This is a genomic window from Candidatus Poriferisodalis sp. (assembly GCF_965204125.1).
Classification (GTDB): domain Bacteria; phylum Actinomycetota; class Acidimicrobiia; order Acidimicrobiales; family Poriferisodalaceae; genus Poriferisodalis.
The window spans coordinates 2,498,741-2,525,417 of record NZ_OZ241968.1; the positions used below are offsets into that span (position 1 = coordinate 2,498,741).

Consider the following 26,677-nt stretch of genomic DNA (forward strand, 5'->3'; position numbering starts at 1 on the left):
GATGAGCGAGCCGCGGCTGCGGATGGACGAGTTCGACTATGAGCTGCCGCCATCGTCGATAGCGCATGTTCCGGCCGAGCCGCGCGACTCGGCCCGGCTGCTGGTTGACCCAGGGCCGAGCCGAGCACCTGAGCACCGGCACGTCACCGATCTTCCATCGCTGCTCGGCCCCGGGGATCTGCTGGTTGTCAACGAGACGCGGGTGATGCCTGCTCGCTTGCCCCTCCGCAAGCGCACTGGCGGGGCAGCCGAGGTGTTGCTGCTTGCCCCGCTGACAGCGAAGCTTGGCTCGACTCCCCAGAACGCCGACAGCGACGACCATCGGCGCTGGGCGGCGCTGGTGCGACCTTCCCGCCGGATTGCGGACGGGACTGTGCTGATCTCGGAGCGGGACCCGAGCGTGCGAGTGGTGGTGGGCGAGCGTTTGGACCGCCAGCGCCGAGCCGTGCGGGTGCTCATCGGCGATACGCCGTTTGCCGATGTGTCGCAAGCTCGCCTGCTCGAACGGGCGGGGGAAGCGCCGCTGCCGCCCTACATCGACCCGGACATAGCGCGAGGCGCCATCGCCGAACGCCTCGGCGTCGATGCCGCTGACAGCGACGCGGCTCGGGCGGCGCTGGCCGATCGATACCAGACCGTCTACGCCTGTTCGGAGGGCTCAGCGGCGGCGCCCACCGCAGGGCTTCACCTGACCGAGCGGGTGCTGGATGCACTGCGCTCGAAGGGCCTCGGCATTGCGACGGTGGATCTCACTGTCGGCCTGGCCACATTCGCGCCCATCACCGCGGAGCACGCTGATGAGCACGAGATGCACACCGAGCACTACCAGGTGTCCGCATCGACGCTCGCCGCCTGCGCCGCGGCCGAGCGCGTCGTCGCGGTGGGCACTACCACTGTGCGCGCTCTGGAGGCGGCGGCCCGCCAACTACAGGTCCGAAGGCAGGCAGCATGCGATGCCGGCACAACCGACGCTCCGGCGGCGCCGACGAGCACAGGCGACGTGTGCGGCTGGACCGATCTGTTTCTGCGGCGGGGCGCTGAATTCCTGCTGATCGACGCGATGCTCACCAACTTCCACCTGCCCCGATCATCCCTGCTGCTGCTGATCGACGCGTTCATCGGGCCGCGCTGGCGTGACCTGTACGCGACGGCGCTTGCGGAGGGCTATCGATTCCTGTCCTTCGGCGATGCGATGCTGCTCCGGCGGACTCGGTCCTCATGAGGCCAGGGAGATGAGCGTTCCAGACAGCCCCTTGGTGTTCGAGCTGCTGGCGTCTGACGGCTCAGCTCGGCGCGGACAGGTCACGACGGCCCGCGGGACGTTCCAGACGCCGGTGTTCATGCCCGTGGGAACCCGCGGTGCGGTGATCCATCTCGATGCCACCGACTACGAGCAGCTCGGCCTCGAGGTCGTGCTGGCCAACACGTATCACCTGCTGGCGCGGCCCGGGATCGACGTGGTGGAAGCGCTCGGCGGATTGCACGGCTTCTCCGGCTGGAACGGCCATTTCCTCACGGATTCCGGCGGCTTCCAGATCATGTCGCTCGGCCGCCGTCCCGGCGGCGCGAATGAACCCAGCGGTCGCGACAGTTCCGCTCACGATGCGAAATCCAAGGTGGACGACGAAGGGGTGACCTTTCGCTCGACTTATGACGGCTCCCAGATGCGGCTGACACCCGAAGATGCGGTCGACGCGCAGCGCCGCCTGGGATCGGACATCCAGATGGCGCTCGACATCTGCCCCGAACTGCCCGCACCTCCCGACGAGGTGCGCGAGGCGACCGAACGCACCCACCTCTGGGCAGCCAGGGCAGCGGCCGCCATGGACGTCGCACGCCGGGACGGGACCGCCAGTGGGCAGGCATTGTTCGGCATCTGCCAAGGCGGCATCGATCCCGGCCTCCGGCGCGGCAGCGCGGAGACGCTGGCGTCGATCGGCTTCGACGGCTACGGCATCGGCGGGCTGTCGGTGGGCGAGTCGCGCAGCGAGATGGGCCCGGCACTGCAGGCAGCCACCGACGTGCTGCCGGCCGACCGGCCTCGCTACCTGATGGGCGTGGGCGACCCGGCCCGCATCGTCGACGCCGTCGCCGCCGGAGTGGACATGTTCGACTGCGTGCTGCCGAGCCGGCTCGGCCGTCACGGCACTGCGCTCACGCCCCAGGGTCGCATCAACATCCGCAATGCCCGATTCGCCCGCGACGCCACACCGCTCGACACCCGCGACGACGGTGCCGACGGTCGGCCCCGGCCCGGCGCCCGCTTCAGCCGCGGCTATCTCCGGCACCTCATGAGCGTGAACGAGCCGACGGCCAGCCGCATCCTGACGCTGCACAACATCGCATTCCTCAACGACCTGGTGGCCGACGCGCGCGCCGCCATCGAAGCCGGCGGCTTCGACAGGTTCCGAGAGCAGGTCAATGAAGTCTGGGGCTGAGCCGCTGCCGGCGGGGGCAGCCCGGTACGCTGACCCGCCGTGCCGGCCTCGGATCGGCGGCGCGCTGCACGCAGCGCGCTGCGTTCGGAAACCTTCCGCACGGCGCAATTTGCCGGCAGCCGCTCGTATTCCGCTGGGGTGACACCCGCCGCATCAAGGAGCACACCATGAACCTCGGGTCTGTCCTCTTCCTTGTCGTCATCATCGGCTTTATGTACTTCGTGATGATCCGACCGCAGCGCAGGCGAGCCGCCGAGCGGGCGGCGATGCTGCGCTCGGCAGACATCGGCGACGAGGTTGCCACAGTCGGAGGGGTCATCGGCAAGATCGTGGCGGTCGAGGAGCCCGGTGAGGTGGTCTGCATCGAGGTGGACAGCGACGTGGAGCTGCGAGTGCAGCGCCGCGCCATCGGCGAGATCCTGACGTCTGCCGGCAGCGGAGGCGCAGACGATCCGCCCGCCTCGGACGGCGTCGACGAATCGGAATGACCCTGGCCGCAATGCGAAGCGCAGGCATCGGCGCATTGGTCTGACGTGCGCCGCTCGCAGATCGTCTCGCTCCTTCTCGCGATCCTGATCGGGTTCGGCTCGCTCGCGGGCGTGCTGGCCGCGGGCTGGGCGCCTGTGCTGGGCGTGCAGCTGCAGGGCGGTGTGGAGGTGCTGCTGCGGCCCACGGCCCCAGCCGACGACGAGCAGCTCGACCGTGCGATCGAGATCATCCGGTCGCGTGTCGATGCTCTCGGCGTTGCCGAGCCCGACATCACACGCCAAGGCGAGCAGGTGGTGGTGCAGCTGCCCGGCGTCAAAGACAAGCAGCGTGCTGTCGACTTGGTGGGACAGACAGCGGAGCTGCGGTTCCGGCCCGTGCTGCTGACGTTCAACCCCTTTGACGAGGTGGACTTCAGTGGGGCGCAGCAGCTCGCGGAGGCGTACAACGGGTCGCTCCATCCCGAGGCCGTCAACGAGTCGGCTTCCGAGGCTGATGGGGACGAGTTGGTCGGAGAGCAGGAAATGACAGCGCAGGAGCTGCTCGAGCTGATCGACCCGGAGGCAGCGGAAGAACTCGAAGCTGAGGCCGGAGATGCCGTCGCCGATGACACTTCAGAGACCGCCGACGTAGCCGATGATGCCGAGGCTGAGGAAATCGACCCCTCCGACATCGGTCTTCAGCAGTTTCCCGAATTCACCGCTCCCGAGGATGATCTCGCCGACTGGGCAGTGCTGCTGCCGGGCCGTGGTGAGCCGGTGGGTTACGTGCTCGGCCCGGCTGAGCTCACCGGCGAAGCGGTCGCCGAGGCCGCGGCAACGTTCAACAACGAGTGGGTCGTCAACGTCGACCTCACCGAGGAGGGTGCCGTCGGCTTCGACGAGATCGCAGCCCGCTACTTCGGGCAGCAGGTGGCAATCGTGCTCGACGGCGTCGTGGAGTCCGCCCCGGCCATCAGGGCCACCGAGTTCGGGGGCACGGCAGTCATCTCGGGCACGTTCGACGAGGACGGGGCGCGCGACCTCGCTGTTGCGCTGCGCTTCGGCGCGCTGCCCGTGGAGTTCGAGCAGGACGATGTGCGCACGGTGTCGGCGACCCTCGGCGAGGGCACGCTGCGAGCGGGCGTGATCGCCGGCATCGTCGGATTGATTCTCGTGGGCTTATACATGCTGGTGTACTACCGGCTGCTCGGCATTGTGGCGGTGGCCAGCCTGGCCATCAGCGGGTCGGTCCTGTGGTCGCTCATCAGCTGGCTCGGCGAGAGCCGCGGCTTGGCGCTGACGCTGGCTGGCACCACCGGCATCATCGTGTCGATCGGCGTCCAGGTCGACTCGAACATCGTCTACTACGAGCGGATCAAGGAAGAGGTGCGCCGCGGCCGGGCGGTCCGCTCGGCCGCCGATGCCAGCTTCAAGGGCGCCTTCATGACCATCGTGTGGGCCGATCTGGCGTCGCTCATCGGCGCGGGCGTGCTGTACCAGCTCACCAGCGGCACGGTCCGCGGCTTTGCCCTGTATCTCGGGCTGGCAACGCTGATCGACCTGGCGGTTTCGTACTTCTTCATGCGGCCGCTGGTGGTGTTCATCGCCCGCCGGCTGGTGAACGAGGAACCGCGGCGCCTCGGCGTGCTGCCGCCAGCCGACAGCGATGTGGCCCCGGCAACGGTGACCACAGGAGGCACATCGTGATTGCAGCGCTGCGCACCTTCTACCGAGGCGAGAACGCCTGGGACATCCTGCGCCTGTCACGCAAGGTGCTCATCGGCTCAGCAATTGCTGTGCTCGTGTGCGTTGTGGCTCTGCTGGTGCGAGGCCTGAATCTCGGCATCGAGTTCGAAGGCGGCTCGGTGTGGGAGATACCGGTGCCCGAGGAATCTCAAGGCGCCGAAGCGGATGACGCGTCGACCGGTTCCGATGGCGCAGCAGCCGACGGTGCGACGACCGACGACGTCGCGTCGGCAGCCGCGGCAGCCGGCGTGCCTGATGCACGAGTGCAGTTCGTGGTGGTCACCGGCTCGCCCGACATCTTCCGGGTGCGCGGTGTGCTGGGTCCCGATGCCGACAGCGCAGCGGTGGCCGGGGCGCTGGCCGATGCCGTCGGTGTCGACGTGGAGAGCCTGTCGTCGCGGCAGGTCAGCCCGTCGTTCGGCGACGAAGTTGCCGGCAAGGCGCGCCGGGCGCTCGTGGTGTTCTTCGTGCTGATCGCGCTGTACCTGTGGTTCCGCTTCGAATGGAAGATGTCGGTTGGCGCGCTGATTGCCGTGGGGCACGACATCGTGCTGACCGTCGGCGCTTACGCGCTGTTCGGGTTCGAGGTGACGCCGGCGACGGTGGTGGCGTTCCTGACGATCATGGGCTATTCGCTGTACGACACGATCGTCGTGTTCGACCGCGTGAAGTCCAACGAGCGGTCGTTGCCGGCGCGCAGCCACTTCACGTACCACGCGCTCGCGAACGTGTCGCTCAATCAGGTGCTGACACGGTCGGTGAACACCTCGATCACCTCGGTGCTGCCTGTGCTGTCGCTGCTGGTCGTGGGCGCCGGATTCCTCGGCGCAGGCACCCTGGCCGAGTTCGCTACGGCGTTGCTGATCGGCCTGCTCGTCGGGTCGTACAGCTCGATCTTCGTGGCGATGCCCACGGTTGCGTGGCTGAAGGGCTACGAGCCCGGCTGGGCCGCCGCCCAGGCTGCGGCCGACGCCGCCGGCCGTCACGACTCGATGGAAGCCGCCACCCAGGCGCTCGCCGCCGAGAGCTACACCCGCAGCGCCCCGCCCCGCCCCCGCAAGAAGGGCCGCCGCCGCTAACGCCCTACTCGCCAGTAGTCCAGTACTGCTGCAGGCGCTCGATTGCCGCTTCCACGGTCATATCGGCGAGCTGCTCGTCCGACAGGCCGACTCGTTGCTTGAGCAGATACAGCACCTCAGTGGGGATCGAATCCTTCGGAACGGCGGGCTGGCTTCGCGGGGGCAGCATGCCGTCGTTCACGCATTGCCAGAACTCCTGCTCGCTCACTTGGAGTTGATCTCGCAGGATGTGTGACCAGAGCCCGCTGCCGTAGACCGTGCGGTCGGGTGGCCGGGAAATGCGGGTTCGCAACACGTCTCCCATCGGCAGTTCCAGTTCGTAGGTCTCGTGGTGGGTGCTGCGCTTCCCGGTGGCCGAACGCACGAGCCGCCAGCGCTCAAGCTCGCAGAATCGGCGATGGTCGTCGCGGCTTGCTGTGGGAAATCTCACGCGCCGCCCCGGACCCAGCCGGCGAGGTCGGCATCCGAACTCAGCGACACGAAGTGCACCAGCGGCCAGTGCTGAGCGTGGTTGGGAGCAAGTCGCAGTCGCTCGATCCAGTCATCGGCGTATTCCCTCAGCACTGTGACGAATTCCTCGGTCGCTTCCTCTAGGTCGGCACCGTCGGCGGCGATGGGGGTGCCGGGCAGGAACACTGACCACCCGTTTCCTTCGGCGACCGCTTCGGGACGGCTGAGCCGAGGCGAGTTGGCCAAGAGCTCAGCCAACCGCGCCATGTCCACCATCACGACGCGACGGCCGTGGCGTTCGACACCCACCGGCACGCCTTGATCCGCTGTGTCGAGCACCTCCTTGAGCCGGTTGCGGGTGTCGGTATAGGAGAGAAACGTCATTGCAGTGCTCCAAGCCTGTGTGCACCGCGCAGCCTACTTGAGATGCGTACGTCAAGTACTCAAAGTACGCAACGACTTCGGCGCAGCCGATCGTCGCTCGCGCATTTCGGCGATCAGGGCGACGTAGTTGCAGATTCGTCGGCGATCCATCTACAGAGTTGCGGAGTTCCCATCGAGGGGTCTGTGGAATGGCGGTGCGCTCGGCCTCGTTCGCCCGGCCGAGACGGTGCTGGGGCTCCTGAGAGATCTAGGCGGCTAGCAGGACATTGAGAGAGCTGACCCCGGCTGTTTGACCAACCCTCTGGTCAGCGGTTTCACGTCCGCAATCCGGCGATTTTGGCCCTTCTCCGGCAGTCTGCGAGCGTTGGCGGCTCAGCGATTCTGTGCCGGTGTGGCGTCTTCGAAGCTGGGCTGCGGTGTTCTCAAACGATGCCGTCAAACGATGTCGTCGGGATGGCTGCTGACGGAATCTGCGGTGTGCGATACCTCGGTGCCCGGCTGCCAGCAGCTGAGGTCCTTCGGCTCAAACGGCTCGGAGATCAGCAGGCGCCACGATGCGAGGAGCGTCTCGGGACGCTCCTCGCTCTCCGCCACGATCGCTGGCTGTTGGGTGCCCCATATGTCCCTTGACGGCGGCTGCGCAGCAGGTGTGAGCAGATCCCAGGTCAGCGTGTCGCCCTGATCGCGAAGGTGCAGGAAGTCCCGGGTAGAAGCTTGGTTCAGGGCAGGGGAGCGGGGGACGTGCACTTCGCCGAACAAGTCCACCGGGTTGCGCAGCTTGCGAAGCCATTCTTTGACGTCGGCTGTATTCGTGCTGTGCCCGTCGCTGATCTGTTTGGTCGCCGCCAGGCGCGGACCGTCGCCGTCGGCAATGGCGGTGGCGAAGTGCTCCCTGGCACCGGGAAGCTCTTCACCGCTGTGCATGTCCCGGTGGCGCGTCGAGCCGGGCATCGTGTGGTCGTCGTCGGGGGTTTCGAAACGTCCGCCCACCCTGTCGGCAAACTCTGCGTGCCACTGTTGGTAGGTGGCATCGAATATGGCGGCGATCCAGCCCGGCTTGACGGTGGCGGCGCGTTCGTGCATTCTCAGCTCTGCGAGCCGTGATGGATCGGGTGTGGCTTGTGCGAGCACCATGGGCACCACCGAGGGCATCGAACCCACATCCACGCGGTGGAGCGCCTCGGGCGGGCCGATCGCATACGGTCGATGCAGCATCGTGCCGATGATCCTTGCGTGATCGTCGAACTCAACCACGGCCGCGCACAAGCGAGCCGTCTCAGTTGCGTAATGGTCGCCTGCGGCAGCTCGCCATTGGCGGAGTCGTTGCCGGTCGTAGTGTCTCAAGAGGGCGCGTCCCGAACCGAATGCCTGCGCCGTGAGCACTCCCAGGAACGCGGCTGAGACGACGACCCCGATGACGGCATCGACCAGCGGAGTCGTCGTGAGGCCACCGATCGTGCCCCAACCGACGGCATCGAGCAGCGTGCCGACCAAGCCGGTCATGCGCTCGGCGACAACTGCTATGGCAAGAAGCACAAGCACTGCCATGCCGTTGCGTATGCGGCGAAGCCTGGTGACTGATCGCTCGGCATGCTCGTAGGCGTCATGTTCTTGTTCGGTCTCGCGGACATCGTCTTTGCAGTAGCAGACGGCCTCGTCCATCGCCGAGTGCAGCTTTGCGCCGATCCGGCCGAACAACGACTCGTCCTCAGCAAGCGCTTCGACGGCTGAGTCGCCATCATTGTCGTAGTCGCCTTGCGGTGTCCGCTCTGCCATATCGGCTGCCGTGAACGCGTATGTCGTCGCGTCTGCAGAAGGGGGCACCGCACCTTCGTCGCACGTCTGGGGTGCTGGGATGATGCTCGCTGGATGGGTCCAGACGAGCCGAGTACCGCTGTGGTCGACCGGCACGGGAACACGCTTCGCCACTTGCTCGTCCGGTTCGCCTCCGTCGACAAGGCAGAACGCGAAGTCGCGCAGTTCCTCCCAGCGGACAGGGTCGGCCGGCGCGCCGCCGACGAGTCCCGACAGCCCGGAGCGCTCGAACAGGCGGGCGATGGCGACCGCGCGTTCGACCGGATCGCTGCCGAGTTCCGGCGACCGGCGGGCCAGCATCTCGCGCAATCGCTGAAGTTCGCGCTCTTGGTCAGTCACCTCCGGTGGCGGATCGACGTCCTTGGTCAGGGCCAGCCAAGCGGCCTGCCGCAGATAGGCGAAGGAGGTGCGCGGTTGCGGTTCGGGGTCGAATGCGGCGCAGGTGAGGCCCAGTGCACTCGCCATGTCCTCGGCGGTCTGTGGCGGAGGCACCGCGCCAGCCTGTGCCCGCGCTGCGCCCGAACCCTCGGGCATCGGCCACGGCGGGCTCGTCGGCAGCTGTCCGATTGATGCCTCGCTGCGCAGCTGCCCTCCGAAGGCCACCCGCAGCTGGGGGCGCGCGACACGCACCCACTTGAGCGTGGCGTCGCCGGGGTCGGTCGGAATGCGCCCCGGACGCGAGAACGACCATCCGCTGGCGAGCGTGACCGCAGTCATGGCGCACAGGGCCATTCTCTGCTCCGCATCGAGGTCAGCATCGGTGAAGTGGGCCGGGAGACGGCTGTCCGCGATCGCAACCCGGTCATGAATCAGATGCATGTCCCACGCCGGCGAGAACGTCTCATACCCGGCTGTGGAAGCTGTGTCGAGAATCGAGACGGTGAAGGCGCGGAGGTCTACCGGTGCGTTGTTGAAGCGCATCCTGATGAGTTCCAGGGCATGCTCTTCTTCGGAAGATGTCTCAGCGGAAGCTTGCGCCGTGTTCGCCAAGGCTGGCCGCAGCGATGCCACGTTCAGCTGCTTCACCTGCCGCTGGTGCAGAGCTTCCAGAAAGCTGTTCCGGCTCCAGCCGCCAGTGAGATTGCCTTCGCACTCGACTGCGCCTGGGCCGCCTGCCAACGCTGTTCGATCGCAGAGCACGAGACCGCTCAGGAGTCCGGCAGATGACCATTCACGCAGGGGGTTGCGCAGCGAGTTGACGTCATCGGCGAGGACAACGAGCAACGAGGCGGCACTCATACGATCTGCGCTTCTTCCACGCGCTCCAGTGCCTTGAGTACTTGCTCGTAACCCTGAAGCGAGACGGTGACGATCTCCCGAGTCAAGATGTCGCTGTCGATTCTTCCGTCCCGGGGAGACGTCTCGTCGTCGGCGCCGCGCAGGGGCCGCTGCTTGATCTTGTTGAGTCGGTCGATGTTGGCATCCATGTACTCCTTGGCCGCGGCGATTCGCTCGTCTTTGCTTCCGCCGCTCGCTCGAGCGTCGTCGACCTGCTCGTATCGAGCTTTGCCGTCGCGCAGCCACTCTTCGAGTGCTGCGTGGGTGCTGTCGGGCGATTCCCCCAAGTCGTGGAGCCGTCGGTAAGGCTCGAACGCTTGGAGTCGATCCCGGCTGACCCAGGCGTAGCAGAGAGCGACGGATTCGAGCAGCGCCGCCAGCACGTCGGCGGGCTTGACTCGGGTGAGCAGCGGGTATGGGAACTCGACAGGACCATCGGCACCGCTGATGCGTACCGGCTCGTCGGTAGCTGTGGTGATGAAGCCGCAGAGCCGAGCCGTGGCGAAGCCCCGGATCATCGATTGGAGCGTTGTTTTCGGCAGGGGAACGAAGTTGTCGAGCCGATGCGTCCGGCGCCAGAGCCAGAATGCGGCCTGGACTTGTGCTGCGTTGCCATTCAGGTCCCGCACCGCTTTGCTGATCGGCTCGGTCAACGATGCCACTGCCATCGGGTGGACCGGTGTCGCCAAGAATGACGAGATGAGCACCGACGGCGGATCGTCGTTGGCGACATCGAAATTGTCCTCCCCGACGATTTGCTTCGCAATGTCATGGGCAGGATCTCCAGGCACCAGTGGGAACGGCGCGCAGATCAGCTCTGGGCGCCCTGACGGCGGAACGCCGGGATAGATGACGCCGTGGACGCCGGCATCGATACGGGCGAGCGGCGCCGACTGCCGTCGCGCATTCTCGAGGGCGGTTCGAAACTGGACCAATCGCGCCGCATGGTCTTCCCGTACCGACTCGCTGATGGGGTCTCTTTCTGCCAAGTAGGCCCCGATGCCCTCGTTGACGGTGTGGCGGAACGATGACCCCGGCCGGTCGGCCCATCTGCGTACGCGTTCTTTGACATCGCCGATGTCGGCATCGCAGACGAAGGTAACGGCGGTGCCATCGGTCGGTGACCATCTGAAGCTCTCGTCGTCTCTCGCCCGAAGGATGCTCGGGACGTGGTGGTCGTCGCCGGCGATGAGCACGAAGCGTGCCGCGTCGACTGGCGGCAGCGCTTCGGTTCGGCCGCTCCGCGCCTCGTTGCACAGGCTGATCAGAAGTCCCCGCCACTTCGTGTGGCTCTCCAGCGTGAGTTCGACGCTGGACGGCTGGTAAGCCGGAGGGACATTCGTGTCGTCAGCGGGCCACGCTGCCCACTCTGGGAGTTCGATGGCCTTGTTTGCATTGCCGACTGCCTGCCGCAGTACGTCCGCGATGGGGTGCAGCACGCGGTGCACTGTTGAGGCGAGTGCGTCCGCGGCCATTTCGAAACGCACTGCGCGCCATCCCCGTGCAATGCCCTTCGCATAGAGATCGATGGTGTCGCGCACCGGCCGTTCGTCGCCGCGCATTGAACTGACGTCGCCGGCGGGCTGCGTCACGGCCCGTTGGAGATCTTCGTCGGCCTTGCGGTGCTCGTTGGATGCATCGGTGCGCAGCGCGCCGAGTTCGCCTTCGAGAAGCTCGATGGCACCGACGACGGCTTGCTGGGCCACCAGCAGCGACGTTTGAGCTACGACCGCCGACACCGCCATGCAGGTGGCGCTGACCATGTCCGTTCCCCAGTGTGCTTGGTCGAAAACGTGCACCCGCCGACCCGAATCGTCTCGTTGCTCACGCGCAGCACGCTGGAGCCACCCCCTCCAGTCTCTGGCCGATCCCTCGAGATCGCCGCCGAACTGCTCGAGAAGCGCCGCTTCGACATGGCGGCGTTCCTCCATGACAGCCTCATCGGAGGCAAAGACCCGTCTGGCGGTCTGCGCGCCGCGATGCTGTGTCGAAGTCATGGGGGGTTGCCGGATGGAGGTACCGGCGTCGCCGAGCGCGATGTGAGGTGCGGCGAGCCCGGCAAGATGGCTGACACGTGAGCTCTCGTTCTCCACGCCGTCGCTGGTGGGCGCATGTTCGCCCCGTCGGTGCCCGTGTACCAACGCGTCGAGCACCTTTCGCGCGAGCAGATCATTGGCCCAGCGCTCGAACCGATCTCGGCCGACAGAGAGCGTTGCGGCACCGAATGACGACACCATGCCGGTCTGCTGTTCTTTGTCGAACGGGTAACCGCCGAGATTGCCCTGGGACTTGTCGACCCAGTTGGCTGTCATGAAGTTGTTGATGCGTTCCTGTACTGAGTGGTTCGTGACCCAGTTGGCCATCGCTTGGCCGACGGCCTTGTACACCGCGGTCGCGTCGCCCAGATCGCCCCCGTCGAGCGAACGCCGGCCAACCGCGAAGACGGCATGCGGGCCGCGGCCTGGTTCCGGACGCGATCCGGCCCAGAGGGGCAGCGGCTCCCGTGCCGAGTCCCAGTAGGCGTTCATCGTCTCGCACATCAGTCCGAGGGCGTTGCCCGCCATAGAGCGACGCTGAGCCTCGTACTTGGCATCGTCGAAGATGTCGGGGGTGAACAGCACGAGCAGCGGGAACTGGCCGTTCTCATGGTGATTTCGCACGATCTCCACGACGTCGAGAGCGACGCCTGCGCCGGTTCCCCCGGCCATGGAGGCGCACACGACCACCAGCGGCGTCGGTGTCGCTGCACCGGGCGCAGTGGGCACACCGAGCCGTTCTGAGACTGCAGCGAGGCCGGCAGATGCTTGATCGGCCGCTTCGAATGCCTGTGAGATCGGTCCGACGAGCACATGCTCGAGCGAATGAATTCCTGCGAAGCGGCCGACTGCCCGGCTCGCGCCGGCGCCGTCCTTGAGCGGCACCTTGACTTCGCTCGACCGAGGTCGCCAACCGATCAAGTCCTCATATGTCGATGTCTCCCCAGGCCGGTGCTGCGCGAGAACTGCCTGCTCGAGTGGCTGGTACTTGTTGAAGCGAGGAGACAGCGAGTGGAAGTCCGAAGCCGGCAAGAGTGGGATCTCTTCGGGGTCTTCCTGCTGGTTGAGCGTGTCGAGTCCCAAGAAGACCCAGCCGTTCGGAAGGGGTTCGTTCCATTCGGCATATCGCAACTGGCGCTCGACGGCGTTGCGCACATACCGCACCGCCTTCTGTCCTGATCCGCCACAGCCGATAAAGATCACGGGTCGCAGCATTGTCGCATCCTCCAATTTCGCTGTCTTGAGTCGGGTCCGATGGTGATTGTGTGTTGGCGCAGGGCGCAGGTTCGGCTGCTGTCGCAGTCGCTCGTATTGGTCGGTCAGCCGAAGATGTCGTCCGTGTCGGGCGCCAGCGGGTCCCGCGTTGCTGTGCCCTGCGTGGACCGGTGCGTATGCGCCAGAGGTTCGATGGGTTCCTCACCGCCCGGCTCAGTCGGTTGCTCCGGTTGCGTCGAATCGGGTGATCCGGCCGCGTCCATCGAACCGAAGAACCGGCTTTGCTCGCAGGCACGGATCGCATCTCGTTGCGCGGTCTCGATGCGGTCGGCGGCCTCCTCGAGGTCTCGGGGCAGATCCCAGACCACAAACCCGGCCTCCTCGTCGCCCCCTTGCGGCCTGCTGAGCGCCCATCCGCTGCGAAGGTTCTTACCGACAACACCGCGACGCCGACGGGTCTGGCCATTTGCGGCGATGCACTCGCTCCCGCCAGTAGATGGCGATGCGATGATGCGCGGCGCACGACCCAGCAGAGGACGCCCCCAGCCACTGCGCAGTCGAACAGCCCCTTTCCCTGTCCCGACGCTCGCCCGACGCTGACTCTTGGTGAGGTCAAATGCAGGCACAAGCCGTTGCCTCGGGTCGTCGGCCTGATCGCGCGTCGAGGCTGCGAGGGGAGTGCCGTCGGCGAGCACGAGTTGGTCGCCGACGAGCCGCACCTGTGCTGCAAACGCTCGATCATTTGCATTGTCGAGTGGCTCCCAGCGCCGAAGCTGGTGGGCGACGACGATGCGAGCGCCGAGCGAGAGGGCGATGGCGACCGCTGTCAACAGTGCGAACCAGCGCCACGTGTCGTCCGCGTTGATGACCCGAATGTTCACACCGGGGCGAACGACCCCCGTGGTGATCGGGTCGTATTTCGCGGCCTCGCCGCTCAAGCCTTGGGCGGCTGCATCCTCCCGCAGGGAAGATTCCTCCACCAGCGTCGATGTGAACTCGAACTCGAAGTCGGCGACAACATCGTCGTCGACCCGGGGCTGGACGCGGATCGGCGGGCAGGCTGCTCCGCTCGACGGCACCGTGCATTCCCACGATTCCATCGACTCCGTTGCCTCGAGCTGTACCCGCTCGCCGTTGGCTGTGGCGATGACTGATTCGAGATGCAGGACGCCATCGCGCCTGCCCGGCATTGCCGAGACCAAGAAGTCGCCGTTCGGCACCAGACCTTCGCCCGTCGCGACAGCCACATCCGTCACGGTCGGGTGAAGCCCACCGTCACGTTCCCATGCTGCGTGCGCCATCGGGACTGTGATCACGTAGTGGGCCTCGGGCACTTCCCATCGGATGTCGGTTTCGCCGCCGTAGTCGATGAACTCCACCAGTTGCGCGCGCAGGCCGACCGTGCCGCCGGTCGATTGAAGGTGCGCGGCCATCTCTGGCACAGCAGTGATCGTCTGCGAGACGTTCTGTGCGCTCCAGCTGCCGCTTTCGACGTCGTGCCCCTCGGTAGGTTCGAGCCGCCAGCCGTGCAGATCATGGCCTGGGGCGTCGAGCGACAGCCGGACGACGCCTGCGAATTCGCTCTCATCCGCTGTGGGTGGCAGAGAGACCTGCCCGCTCAGCGAGTTGTCGGCGTAGATGACCGGGTTCAGCTTCGGCAGCCCCTTCGTCGTCACCACGGGTCGCGTGACGCGGGCCAGGCTGCTGCCGTCGCCGTGGAAGGCAATTGTCCATGTGCCCTTCCAGGCCCATTCGTCACTTGTGAACCGGCTGGAGAAGGCGGCAGCTTGATGCCCGGTCAGTTGTTTCCAGTTCGATGTGCCCGCCTGAGCGAGGAATCCTGTCTGGGGGTGGATCTGCTCGGCATCAGCAAACGCCACCGGCAGCAGGACTTCGTCGGTGGGCCGACGCAAGTAGATCTGGACCGCATCCGGGTCGATCAGATTCTTGAGATCGATGAAGATCTTGAATGACTGGTCGCTCAGGTCGAGATCGAATGTGAATTCGCACACTCCGCCAGATGCCTCTGTGTCTGCAGCGTCGACGATGTCGCAGGCGTTGCTCGCGGGTATCTGCTCGACGGTTTCGAAGGCCCCATCGGCGATGCTCTCGCGCAGCCGACTCGCGAGTTCTGCGATGTCGGACACGTGGATGATCTCGCCAAGCAGCGGATTGGCGCACGCTGAGTCGCCATCCCCATACAGGCGGCGGAGCGTCTCCGGCGCCTGCCTGGCGTCGCCCCTCGCCAAGTTGACCGCAGTGACCTCTATCCCTGCCTCTGTCAAGCGAGCAGCAGCTCCTCCGTCAGCGCAGAGTTCGTCGATTTGCGCAGATTCAGCAGCCGTGACGGCTGGGCCGGAGTTCTTGTCGGTGTCGTGGGTGCCGTCGGTGAACCAGAAAATCCTCTTGCACACGTCGGGCGACACTCCGGACAGTCGCTCAAAGGCACCGTCGAGCGCTTGGCGGTAGTCGGTGAGACCTGCGTTGTCGCGTGACCCCACGCTTGTGACGCGCGTCCTGAGCCTGTCGTTTGAGACTGCCAGCCAGTCGCCGGCTTCGTACGTGGTGCCGAAGCTGTCGACCGTCATCGACATCGCAACCTGTCGGTAACGCTCTTGGAGATGCTGCAGATCGTCTAGCGCAAGCAGGCCGCCGTCGCGCCGTCGTGCGTCAGGGTCTGTCCGCTTGAGGCTGCCGCTCACATCGAAGAGCATGAGAAGCCGGATTTCCTCGTCCGCAGAGCACTGTGAGGTGTCTTGGGCGCCAGCGGGCTTCTGCGTCGCGATCAGCGAGAGCAAGCCGGTACAGAGCAGGACAGCGAGCGTCGCCACAACCGCAGTGGATGCGGTGCCAGAGCGGGTGAACCTCAGCGAGGCGATCACAGCGCGAGAGCCTCGGCGGCGCCCCATGCGGCGACCACGACGGCGACGAAGCTGACAGGCCTCAGCACCCAGCGGTAGAGACTTGGCAGTTCGCGTTGTGCCGCTGAATCTGACCTCGCTCGGGAGCGATGCCACGCGCTGGCCAGCACCAGTGCGTAGAAAGCAAGAGCCGCCGCGTAGGCAACGATGTTGACGTCGGTGATCACAGACATCACAGCCGCTGCGGTCGCCGCCGCCGTCGCGGCCCACGCGAGCAATGGTGACCGGCGACGCCGCGGCGCGATCGGTGCTGGCCGCGTGGGCGATGCGCCACCGATCCATGGGTCGTCGTCGAACGGATCCGCCATCTACGTCACCGTCCCCTCTGTCCGTTGCTCACACTTGGCCCGTCTTGAGCGCCGTTCATCATGGATGTTTCCACACATCCGTGGTGGACATGTCGAGAACATCAACATTGAGATGCGGCTCCAAATTCTCGCGGGGAGTGAGTGGACCTCGTTGAACCTTCTCGTTGGCCAGGGCGGAATTACTCTGTCCTGGAGTGGCGCTTGGGCCGGTCAGCGGGGCCGTGAGACGAATTCGACGGCCCCACGCGCTGCAGATCCTTGTGTGCGCAGTGTTGGTTGGCGCATGCGGGACTAGCGCTGAGCCGGTCGGCAAAGACTCCACCACGGCGGTCCCGGTGGCGCAGCCCGCAACTGCGTCGGTCCGGAGCGATGACGCCGTTGCGACGGTGTCGACACCGTCAATGTCGAGCGATGATGCGGGCCTGGCTCCCATTCCGGTCTCGTCTGCGCCTTCGCCGGATGCCGGAACTGATGTCGCGCAGGCTGATGCAGAACAGGTGTCGCCGCCGCCGTCCATGGATGTGTCGTCGGCGGTTGGTGACGACACCGAGGTCGACCGTGAGGTCTTCCCGGACGCAACATTCCCCGAGGCGTCGGTGCGGGATCCGGAGGTCGAAACCGCCGATCTCGAGAGGCGTCGCAGCGTGATCGGCCTGTTCGAACGCCTGCGTGTCGAGGCCGAGCGCCGAGGCGGCTACCGCCGAGAGGCTGTCTTTGCCGGGTGGCTCTACAGCGGAGGTCAGTCGACGAGGGACCACGTGCTCTCCGAGGAGCGACGGTCTGACGGCTCGTGGCTCTCTGCGTATGACGCATCGGATGTGGGCCAGCCGTCTGACTTGCACATCGACCATCTCGTGCCTCTGGCCGAGGCATGGGAGTCTGGCGGGCACGAGTGGACGGCCGATACATGGACTCGCTTCGCCAACGACCGCACCGACCCGCGCTCGCTGATCGCCGTGAGCGCAGCGACCAACCGGAGCAAGGGAGCACGGGATCCTGCCGAATGGTGGCCGCCAAGTTCGTCGTACCGCTGCCAGTACGCGGCCGACTGGATCGCCGTCAAGACGCGCTGGGACCTGGCGGTGGACTCCGCCGAGCAGGAATCGCTCGATGCACAACTTGACCGATGCGCCGGCGCCGATTTCGCCTTTACCGTTCCGGTGCCAGCGCTCGTGGTTCTGGTGTCACCGACGCTGGAACCCAGCGAGACCACCTTGCCGGACACAGGCGGGTGCCACCCTGCGTACCGGCCCTGTATCCCTTACCACTCTGGCGACGCGCTCAACTGTGGCGATCTGAGCCGCGATCAGCGACCGGTCCATGTCCTCGACGTGGGCAATGACCCGTATCGGCTTGATCGGGATGGCGACGGCATCGGCTGCCAGTAGCACCCACAGATCCGCTCTGTCAACGGCATCCTTGCGGGGCACGGCAGAATGGGAGCGTGAGTCTCTTCGCGTTCGGCCCGGCGCCGGCCGAGCACCTCAGCGAGAAGCTTGGCTAGGGCCATGCCTGCGGTGTCGCGCGTCCTTCCGTGGCGGCGCATCGCGAACACGGTCGCGGCCGACATCTCGCCGGTGGTCGAGCGCTACCGCCAGCGCTGGCCGAAGCAGTCGCCCGAGCTGGTCATCCGTGCGTACGAGGCGGCCGCACAGGCCCATGAGGGCCAGCGACGCAAGACAGGCGAGGCGTATATCACCCATCCGGTCGCTGTGGCAGGCGTGGTTGCCGATCTCGGCCTCGACGACACGTCGATTGCCGCTGCGCTGCTGCACGACGCAGTGGAGGACACGAGCGTCGAGCTGGTCGCGCTGGCCGACGACTTCGGCCCCGAGGTAGCGGCCATCGTGGACGGGGTCACCAAGCTCGACCGGGTCCGCTTCGCCTCCAAGCAGGCACAGCAGGCCGCGACCCTGCGCAAGATGCTCGTGGCGATCGCGAACGACCCTCGCGTGCTGATGATCAAGCTGTCGGATCGGCTCCACAACATGCGCACGCTCGGGGCGCTCGGCGCTGCCAAGCAGGCCGACGTGGCCCGCGAGACGCTCGACATCTATGCCCCGCTCGCCAACCGGCTCGGCATGCAACAGGTACGCGACGAGCTGGAAGACCTGGCCTTCGCGGCGCTGTACCCGAAGCGCTACGCCGAGATCGACCGGATGCTCGCCGAGCGCACTCCCGAGCAGGAGCGCTATGTCGACCGGGTGCTGACAGAGGTCCGCGAGCAGCTGTCGCGGATGAAGATCGAGGCCACGGTGACCGGGCGCAAGAAGCACCACTGGAGCGTCTACGAGAAGATGGTCATCAAGAACCGCTCGTTCGACGAGATCTTCGACCTGGTGGGCATCCGGGTGGTGGTGCCGACGATCCGTGATGCGTACGCGGCGCTGGGCTCCATACACGCGACGTGGAAGCCGGTGACGGGCCGGTTCAAGGACTACATCGCGATGCCCAAGTTCAACCTGTACCAGTCGCTGCACACCACGGTGGTCGGCCCGTCGGGCACGGCGGTGGAAGTGCAGATCCGCACTGACGAGATGCACCAGCGGGCCGAGTACGGCGTGGCGGCTCACTGGCGCTACAAGGCCGAGCGCAACGGCAATGGCAACAAGGCCAGCAGCAAGGGCGGCAAGGCGCAGCGCCAGAGCAGCAAAGCGGAGCGCCACAGCAGCACGGTCGCCGAGGAGGACATGCCCTGGCTGAGCCGGCTGGTCGAGTGGCAGGCCGAGTCTGACGACCCGGCCGAGTTCATGCGCACCATCGCCAGCGACCTCGGTCACGGCGAGGTGTACGTGTTCACGCCCAAAGGCGACGTGGTCACGCTGCCGACCGGCGCTACGCCCATCGACTTTGCGTACGCCATCCACACCGACATCGGCGACACGCTTATCGGCGCCAAGATCGACGGCCGGCTCGTGCCGCTCGACCGGCAGCTGCGCTCGGGCGACACAGTGGAGGCGTTCACCTCCGACGATCCCGGGACGCGGCCGTCGCGCGACTGGTTGGAGATCGCGGTCACACCGCGGGCCCGCTACAGCATCCGGCGCTGGTTCGCCCGTTCCGACCGGTCCGAGTGGGAAACGGCCGGTCGGGAAGCGGTCTCGGACGAGCTGCGTTCCGAGGGGCTCAAGGCATCGTTGCTCATCGACGGCGACGAGATGCGCGCCGTGGCGGAGCAGTTCAGCCGGGCCGATCTCGACCAGCTCTTCGAAGCGGTGGGCAAGGGCGATGTGCGGCCTCACTCGGTGGCCAAGCGCCTCGTCAGCAACCTGCGAGGCGAGGGTGACGGGGTGCAGCTGCCTGCACGCCCGGCCCGGCAGCGAGGCTCGCGCCGGCGCCGCTCCGCTGGCGTGCATGTCGACGGCCATGACGACGCGCTGGTGCGCTTGGCACGCTGCTGCAGCCCGGTGCGCGGCGACGAGATCCTGGGATTCGCGACCAGCGGGCGCGGCATCTCGGTGCATCGAGCCGACTGCGCCAACGCGGCCGAGCTGGCGACGGCATCAGGCGCCCGCCAGGTCGAGGTGGAGTGGGACGAGAGCTGGGCGGGCGAGTTCGCCGCTGCGCTGGAGGTGCGCGGCCTCGACCGCAACCGGCTGCTGCTCGACGTCGTGCAGGTGGTGTCGGGCCGCCACGACCTGTCGATCGCGAGCTGCGACACGTTCGTCGGCGACGACCAGGTGGCGGTGATGCAGTTCGAGGTGGAGGTGGGCGATCCGATCCTGCTGGACCAGCTGCTGGCCGCCCTGCGCGAGGTGCCGGGCGTATTCGACGCCTACCGCACCATCGAAGGCCTCGCCCACACCGAGTACTGAGGCACCGAGTTCTGAGGCCCTGGTGCAGCTAGGACTGGGGGCGGTAGGGCCGTAGCCTGCGCTGGTCATGTCCGGTACGCCTCCGACGCCCGCGAGCCCTGCCAACAGCGGCGATGCAGCGGCCCCGAAGTCGTTCCGGACGCCGATCGGCACGCACGATCTCGCACCACCGGAATCGGGCCGCTGGGTGGCGTTGCTGGGCGCCTTCATCGCCGCCGCCGACCGGGCCGGATTCGGCTACTTGCAGACGCCGATCTTCGAGGACATCGGCGTTTTCGCCCGCATCGGCGAGGGCACCGACGTGGTCGGCAAGGAGATGTACGAGTTCTTCGACCGCAGCGACCGCCACCTGGCGCTGCGTCCGGAGTGCACGGCGTCGGTGTGCCGCGCTTTCGCCCAGCACCGCCCCACCACGCCGTGGAAGGTCTGGTACCAGGGGCCGTTCTTCCGCTACGAGGCACCCCAGGCCGGCCGCTACCGCCAGTTCCACCAGATCGGGGCAGAGACGCTCGGCACCGACGACCCTGATGCCGACGTGGAGATCATCGCCCTCGCCGCCGAGTTCTTCGGCGCGATCGGGCTTCAGCGGGTACCACTGCTGGTGAACTCGATGGGCGACATCGGCACCCGCGTGGCCTACGGCGAGGCGTTGAGCAGCTACCTGCAGCGCCGCGCTGGCGATGTGGACCCGCAGGACCGGGACAAGATCGAGCGCCACCCGCTGCGCATCTTGGACTCCAAGCGGCCGGCCACAGCGGCCGTGGCCGAGGAAGCTCCACGCATCACTGACTATCTCACCGCAGCCACGGCGGCCCACTTCGAGCGAGTGCGCGAGGGGCTGGACGCACTCGGGATCTCCCACGACGTCGAGCACAAGCTCGTGCGCGGCCTCGACTACTACACCCGCACCACGTTCGAGTTCCGTGCGGCCAGCCTCGACGCCGCCCAGGACACGGTGTGCGGCGGCGGCCGCTACAACGGACTGGTGGAGGCGCTCGGCGGTCCGCCGACGCCCGGCATCGGCTTTGCGCTGGGCATCGAGCGCCTGCTGCTGGCCTGCGATGCCGAAGGCGTCTTCGATGTTCCGGCACAGCGGGCCGAAGTGTGGGTGATCGACACGGCCGGCGGTGCTGCCGCACGCGATCTCACCCATGAGCTGCGCACGGTGGGCATCCGGGCCGACCGGGCATTCGACGACCGGTCGATGCGGGCGCAGATGCGCGCCGCGGACCGCTCCGGCGCTGAGATCGCGCTCATCGTGGGAACCGACGAGATCGATGCCGGCTCCGTCACCGTGCGACCGCTGCGTCGTCCTGACGGCGGCGACGCCGAGATTGCGCAGCAGAGCGTGCCGCGCGCCGAACTGCTTCCCACGCTGCGACGCATCTTCGACGAGCTCAATGCGGAAGGTGGTACGTGATGGGCGACCGAATGCGAACCGACTACTGCGGACGGCTGAGCCGCGCCGACATCGGCCGCGACGTCACCGTGTGCGGCTGGGTCTCCCGGCGCCGTGAGCATGGCGAGCACCTGGCCTTCGTCGATCTGCGTGATCGCACCGGCATCGTGCAGTGCGTCGTGGACCACGCTCACGATCTGCGGCCGGAGTACGTGCTGGCGGTGACCGGAACAGTCCGTGAACGACCGGAGGACACCGCCAATCCCGACCTGGCCACCGGCGAGATCGAGATCGGTGATGCAACCGTCGAGGTGCTGTCGCGTTCGGAGCCGCCGCCATTCCAGATCGACGGCCGCACCGAGGTCGACGAGATGCTGCGCATCCGCCATCGCTACTTGGACCTGCGGAATCCCCGCATGCACTCGAATCTGGTGAATCGGGCACGCGTGAATGCAGCGATCCGCCGTTCGATGGAGGCAGCGGAGTTCATCGAAGTCGAGACTCCGACGCTGGTGGCCTCGACACCTGAGGGTGCCCGCGACTTCGTGGTGCCCAGCCGTCTGCATCAGGGCCGCTTCTACGCGCTGCCCCAAAGCCCCCAACTGTTCAAGCAGCTCTGCATGGTGGGCGGCATCGACCGCTACTACCAGATCGCTCGTTGCCTGCGAGACGAAGACCTGCGAGCTGACCGGCAGTTCGAATTCACCCAGCTCGACCTGGAGATGAGCTTCGCCAGCGGCGCCGAGGTGCGCGCCGTGATCAGCGAGGCAGTGGCCGAAGCTACAGAGGAGATCACCGGTGTGCGCCCCGCAGCGATGGGAGAGATCACCTGGCACGAGGCGATCGACCGCTACGGGTCGGACAAGCCCGACCTGCGCTTCGGGCTCGAGCTCACTGAGCTCACCGATCTGTTCGCCGAGACCGGCTTCAACGCCTTCAAGGCGCCTGCTGTGCGGGGCATTCGCGTGCCCGGCGGCGGCGACATCAGCCGCAACGCGGTCGACGATCTCACCAAGCAGTGCCAGCGCTGGGGCGCCAAGGGTCTCGTGTGGATGCGCGTGAGTGCCGGCGAGCCGCTGGCCGACGGTGCCCGCAGCGCCGCGGGAGGACGGCTGGCCGTCACCTCGCCGGTCGCGAAGTTCATGTCCGACGCCGAGATCGACGGCGTGCTCGAACAGCTGGGGGCTGAGCCGGGCGACATGTGCTACTTGGTGGCCGACACTTGGCGCCGAGCCAGCGGGGTGCTCGGGCTGTTGCGGCTGGAGCTGGGCCGCCCGCCGGTGAACGAGGGCGGCCTGCACTTCCTGTGGGTGGTGGACTTTCCCCTGTTCGAGGATGTGAGCGCCGACGGTCTGCCGATCCCGGCGCACCACCCGTTCACGATGCCCCATGCCGACGATCTCGATGTTGTCGCGGCAGCTTCGGAACGCATGGCCTCAGGCGGCGGCTTCGACGCCGACACCCTGCTGGGCGTGCGCTCGCAGGCGTACGACCTGGTGCTGAACGGCTGGGAGCTGGGCTCGGGCAGTGTTCGGATCCACCGGGGCGACATCCAGCAGCAGGTCTTCGATCTGCTGGGCATCGATCCCGCCGCGGCGCAGGAGCGATTCGGGTTCCTGCTCGACGCCTTCCGGTTCGGCGCTCCGCCGCACGCCGGCTTTGCGTTCGGCATCGACCGCCTGGCGGCTCTGCTGTGCGGCGAGGAGAACATCCGCGAGGTCATCGCGTTTCCCAAGAGCCAGTCCGGCGCGGATCCGCTCACCAACGCCCCGAGCCACATATCAGCCGAACAGCTGGAAGAGTTGGGGCTCGCTCTCGTCGCCAGTGAGGGCGAGCAGGGTGACATCGCCCGTGAGGGCGAGCAGGGTGTCGTCGCAGCAGACGAGGATGAATCATGAGCAGCAGCGATCTGGCCGCCGTGGTGGTGACTGTCTGCGTGGTGGTCGCGCTGGTGGCCCTGATCGCCGTGCTGACGCAGGCGTTCGCATTGATGCGGGAGTTCCGGCGCAAGCTCGAGGATTTCGACTCCAAGGTGGGGCCGGCGCTCAGCCAGCTCGCCGACACCGCCGAGATGGCCCAGGCCGAGATCGGCCGGCTGCGCGACCTGCTGAACATTGCACAGAAGGTGGCCGGACTGGCCGAGTCGGCCGGTGCGGCCACCGCCCGTGTGGCCGCGACACCCGTTGACAAAGTGCGCTCGGCGATTTCTGTGCTGCGCGGAGCGCAGACAGGTGGCACAGGGCAGCGCGGCAAGGCCGAAGAAGAAGGGCGCGAGACCGGTTCCGGCGGCGAGAGCACCGCCGCAGGCAGCGAAAGCAGAGGTCGCTGAGGATGCTGAAGCGGATGCGCTGGCTGACGTTGGGTGCCGGGCTGGGCGCTGGAGCGTCGCTCTGGCTGCAGCGGCGGTTCCGCTCGTTGCTGGATCGCTATGCACCCGTGCGGGGAACGGCCAATGTGCTGGGTACGGCACGCCAGATGCGCCGTGACCTTCGTACGGCGTGGCGCGACGGCAAGCGGCAGATGCACGATGCCGAGCAGCGCCTGCGCGACGAGCGAGACCGCCGCTGGGCCGAGCGCCGCCACCGCCGCGAAGCCGCCTGAATCGCCGAGGCCGCGAAAGCCCTCGGCGGCCACGGAGGCCGCGAATAGCTCCCGGCGGCCACGGAGGCCGCGAAAGCCCCTCGGTATCCTCTGGGGATGCGCGCTGGGGAACTGCGTGAGGCTTTCAACTCGTTCTGGGCGGAACGAGGCCACGAGGTTCGCGCCTCCGCCAGCCTGATCCCGCACGAGCCCTCGCTGCTGTTCACGGTGGCGGGCATGGTGCCGTTCATGCCGTATTTCCTCGGCGAGGAGGTGCCGCCGACGCGCCGCATGGTCACCATCCAGAAGTGCGTCCGTGCAGGCGGCAAGCACAACGATCTCGACGACATCGGCCGCACCAACCGCCACTTCACGTTCTTCGAGATGATGGGCAACTTCAGCTTCGGTGACTACTTCAAGGCCGAAGCCATCCCGTGGGCGTGGGAGTTCGTCACCGAGGTGCTCGGACTCGAGCGGGAGAAGCTGTGGGTGACGGTGCACGTCAGCGACGACGAGGCCGCCGAGATCTGGCAGACCTCCGTCGGCGTCCCGCCTGAGCGCATCCAGCGTCTCGACAAGGACAACTGGTGGGCCGCAGGCGATGTGGGGCCGTGCGGACCCTGCAGCGAGATCTTCTACGACCTCGGGCCCGAGCTCGGTGACGGCGGCGGACCGGCGCACGGCGGCGAGGATCGCTTCGTCGAAATCTGGAACCTGGTGTTCATGCAGTTTGCGGCCGACGGCACCGGCGACATGACTCCGCTGGAAGCCCCTGGGATCGACACGGGTGCGGGCCTCGAGCGGATTCTGGCGGTGCTGCAGGGTGTGCCCGCGGCGTGGGACATCGACCTGTTCGCGCCGCTGCTGGCCGAAGCCGAGCGCATCTGCGGCAAGACCTACGGCGCCGATCCCGAGACCGATGTCTCGATGCGCATCTTCGCCGACCACGCTCGCACGACGGCGATGCTCATCTCCGATGGCGTGTTCCCGTCCAACGAGGACCGTGGCTATGTACTGCGCCGCATCATCCGCCGTGCCGTGCGTCATGCCTGGGTGCTCGGCGTCACCGATGTCGTGATGCCGCGGCTGGTCGAGATCGTGGTGGACGTGATGGGCGACCACTACACCGACCTGGTCAAGAACCGGCAGTTCATCGCCGATGTCGTGGCCCGCGAGGAGGAGCGTTTCCGCACCACCCTCGCCGCGGGCCAGAAGATCCTGGACGAAGCGACTTCTGGGCTTGACTCGACAGTGCTCGATTCGAACGTGCTCGACGGCGAGGTCGCCTTCCTGCTTCACGACACGCACGGTTTCCCGGTGGAGGTGACCGAGGAGATCCTCACCGAACGCGGCCTGAGCCTCAACCGCAGCGGCTTCGAAGCCGCCATGGAACGCCAGCGCGAGCGAGCACGGGCCGGCCGGGCCGGCGGCCCGACGTTCGCGGACGAGCGCTACCGGGAGATCCTGGCGCAGTTCGGGCCCACAGACTTCGTGCGGGACGCGCCGTCGGTGGCTGACGCTCGGGTGCTCGCCACCTTCGACGTACCTCCCGGCGACGGGCAGGACGATGACGGCCCGAGCGACGATCTGGTCGAGGTATTCCTCGACCGCACGCCGTTCTACGCCGAGAGCGGCGGGCAGATCGGCGACATCGGCACCATCACCGGTCCCGACGGCAGCATCGAGGTGCTCGACTGCACGTACGCGCTCGCCGACCTGCACCGCCACATCGGGCGTGTCGTGGGCGACGGTGTCGAGGTCGGATCGCTGGCGACCGCGGCGATCGACGACGAACGCCGGGCGGCGATACGGCGCAACCACACCGGCACGCACATCCTGCACTGGGCGCTGCGGGAGGTTCTGGGCGACCATGTCAAGCAGGCGGGCTCGCTGGTGGCGCCTGATCGCCTGCGTTTCGACTTCAGCCACTACGAGGCGGTCAGCCGCGACCAGCTGCGCGAGATCGAGCGTGTCGCCAACGCCGAGATCATCGCCAATGGCCGCTGCCGCCACTACGAGACCTCGATGGGCCACGCGCAGGCCATCGGCGCCATCGCCTTCTTCGGCGACAAGTACGGCGACGTGGTGCGGGTGCTCGAAGCGGGCGAGCACTCCACGGAGCTGTGCGGCGGCACCCACGTGGCTGCGCTCGGCGACATCGGGCATCTGCGCATCGTCTCGGAAGCGAGCATCGGCTCGAACATGCGCCGCATCGAGGCGGTCACCGGTCTCGCGACCGTCGATCGGCTGGCCGACGCCGAAGACACGCTGGACTCGCTGGCCGAGATGCTGAATGCGCAGCCCGACGAGATCGCCTCAGCGGTGCAGCGGCGACTGGACGAGACCAAGGAACTGCGCCGCCAGGTGCGAGACCTGCAGCGGTCCATGGCCGCGTCACGCGCCGACGAGCTGGCGGCCGGGGCCGATGACGGCGTCGTCGTCGCCGATCTCGGCGACCTCGAACGCGACTCGCTGCGCGACTTGGCAGTGTCGGTGCGCGACCGTGCCGGCATTCGCGCCGTGGTGCTGGCCTCTGCGCCGGCTGCCGGGGGAGTGGCGCTGGTTGCAGCGGTCGATCCAGCCGGCGATCTGTCTGCGGGCGATCTGCTGCGCGACGCGGCTCGCACCGTCGGCGGCGGCTTCGGTGCCAAGGGCGACCCGCCGCTGGTCGTGGCGGGCGGCCGCAACCCTGACGGCATCGGAGACGCCCTGGCCCAGGCCCGGGCGGCAGCACTGGGGGAGTGAA

At 67.1% G+C, this 26,677-nt stretch carries 17 protein-coding genes; 12 read left to right on the forward strand and 5 right to left on the reverse strand.

What is annotated here, in order from left to right; translation table 11 throughout:
• Position 1 precedes the first annotated feature (1 nt).
• From queA to secF, 5 genes are all read left to right on the forward strand, one after another.
• On the forward strand, positions 2-1,222 hold the full coding sequence (gene queA, locus ACOGXD_RS11635) for a tRNA preQ1(34) S-adenosylmethionine ribosyltransferase-isomerase QueA (protein ID WP_419915213.1): 1,221 nt from the start codon (positions 2-4) through the stop codon (positions 1,220-1,222).
• A gap of 10 nt (positions 1,223-1,232) precedes the next feature.
• Complete coding sequence (tgt, locus tag ACOGXD_RS11640; protein ID WP_419915214.1) at positions 1,233-2,438, forward strand: tRNA guanosine(34) transglycosylase Tgt; 1,206 nt, start codon at positions 1,233-1,235, stop codon at positions 2,436-2,438.
• 167 nt (positions 2,439-2,605) lie between these two features.
• Positions 2,606-2,926, forward strand: a complete 321-nt coding sequence (gene yajC, locus ACOGXD_RS11645) for a preprotein translocase subunit YajC (protein WP_419915215.1) — start codon at positions 2,606-2,608, stop codon at positions 2,924-2,926.
• A 45-nt stretch (positions 2,927-2,971) separates the two neighbouring features.
• On the forward strand, positions 2,972-4,612 hold the full coding sequence (gene secD / locus ACOGXD_RS11650) for a protein translocase subunit SecD (protein WP_419915216.1): 1,641 nt from the start codon (positions 2,972-2,974) through the stop codon (positions 4,610-4,612).
• Positions 4,609-5,730: a protein translocase subunit SecF gene (secF, locus tag ACOGXD_RS11655; RefSeq protein ID WP_419853966.1), complete on the forward strand. Its 1,122-nt coding sequence runs from the start codon at positions 4,609-4,611 to the stop codon at positions 5,728-5,730. The genes secD and secF overlap by 4 nt, the downstream gene beginning before the upstream one ends.
• Positions 5,731-5,734: 4 nt before the next feature.
• Here the strand turns inward: secF and ACOGXD_RS11660 are convergent, their stop codons facing one another.
• From ACOGXD_RS11660 to ACOGXD_RS11680, 5 genes are all read right to left on the reverse strand, one after another.
• Positions 5,735-6,160 (reverse strand): cytotoxic translational repressor of toxin-antitoxin stability system, encoded by a 426-nt coding sequence (locus tag ACOGXD_RS11660; RefSeq protein WP_419915217.1) that lies wholly within the window; start codon positions 6,158-6,160, stop codon positions 5,735-5,737.
• Positions 6,157-6,564: a prevent-host-death protein gene (locus tag ACOGXD_RS11665; protein WP_419915218.1), complete on the reverse strand. Its 408-nt coding sequence runs from the start codon at positions 6,562-6,564 to the stop codon at positions 6,157-6,159. The genes ACOGXD_RS11660 and ACOGXD_RS11665 overlap by 4 nt, the downstream gene beginning before the upstream one ends.
• Before the next feature lie 435 nt (positions 6,565-6,999).
• Positions 7,000-9,618 (reverse strand): hypothetical protein, encoded by a 2,619-nt coding sequence (locus tag ACOGXD_RS11670; protein ID WP_419915219.1) that lies wholly within the window; start codon positions 9,616-9,618, stop codon positions 7,000-7,002.
• Positions 9,615-12,908 (reverse strand): tubulin-like doman-containing protein, encoded by a 3,294-nt coding sequence (locus ACOGXD_RS11675; RefSeq protein ID WP_419915220.1) that lies wholly within the window; start codon positions 12,906-12,908, stop codon positions 9,615-9,617. Before ACOGXD_RS11675 ends, ACOGXD_RS11670 begins: the two co-directional genes overlap by 4 nt.
• 104 nt (positions 12,909-13,012) lie before the next feature.
• Positions 13,013-16,111 carry a hypothetical protein gene (locus ACOGXD_RS11680; RefSeq protein ID WP_419915221.1) on the reverse strand — a complete coding sequence of 1,033 codons (3,099 nt, stop codon included), beginning with the start codon at positions 16,109-16,111 and terminating at the stop codon, positions 13,013-13,015.
• A 427-nt stretch (positions 16,112-16,538) separates the two neighbouring features.
• On the opposite strand from ACOGXD_RS11680, the gene ACOGXD_RS11685 reads away from it, so the two are divergent.
• The 7 genes from ACOGXD_RS11685 (at position 16,539) to alaS (ending at position 26,676) form a co-directional block, all read left to right on the forward strand.
• Positions 16,539-17,525, forward strand: coding sequence for an HNH endonuclease family protein (locus ACOGXD_RS11685; RefSeq protein ID WP_419915222.1), 987 nt, complete (start codon positions 16,539-16,541; stop codon positions 17,523-17,525).
• A 120-nt stretch (positions 17,526-17,645) separates the two neighbouring features.
• Positions 17,646-19,952 (forward strand): RelA/SpoT family protein, encoded by a 2,307-nt coding sequence (locus tag ACOGXD_RS11690; protein ID WP_419853965.1) that lies wholly within the window; start codon positions 17,646-17,648, stop codon positions 19,950-19,952.
• Positions 19,953-20,019: 67 nt separating this feature from the next.
• Positions 20,020-21,372, forward strand: a complete 1,353-nt coding sequence (gene hisS, locus ACOGXD_RS11695; protein ID WP_419915223.1) for a histidine--tRNA ligase — start codon at positions 20,020-20,022, stop codon at positions 21,370-21,372.
• Positions 21,372-23,249 (forward strand): aspartate--tRNA ligase, encoded by a 1,878-nt coding sequence (aspS, locus tag ACOGXD_RS11700; RefSeq protein ID WP_419915224.1) that lies wholly within the window; start codon positions 21,372-21,374, stop codon positions 23,247-23,249. Before hisS ends, aspS begins: the two co-directional genes overlap by 1 nt.
• Positions 23,246-23,680: a hypothetical protein gene (locus ACOGXD_RS11705; RefSeq protein WP_419915225.1), complete on the forward strand. Its 435-nt coding sequence runs from the start codon at positions 23,246-23,248 to the stop codon at positions 23,678-23,680. Before aspS ends, ACOGXD_RS11705 begins: the two co-directional genes overlap by 4 nt.
• A gap of 2 nt (positions 23,681-23,682) precedes the next feature.
• A complete protein-coding gene (locus ACOGXD_RS11710) occupies positions 23,683-23,952 on the forward strand; it encodes a hypothetical protein (protein WP_419853961.1) in 270 nt (89 codons plus the stop codon).
• A gap of 96 nt (positions 23,953-24,048) precedes the next feature.
• The gene (gene alaS / locus ACOGXD_RS11715; RefSeq protein WP_419915226.1) at positions 24,049-26,676 is read left to right on the forward strand and encodes an alanine--tRNA ligase; all 2,628 of its coding nucleotides are present in this window, start codon (positions 24,049-24,051) and stop codon (positions 26,674-26,676) included.
• Position 26,677 lies beyond the last annotated feature (1 nt).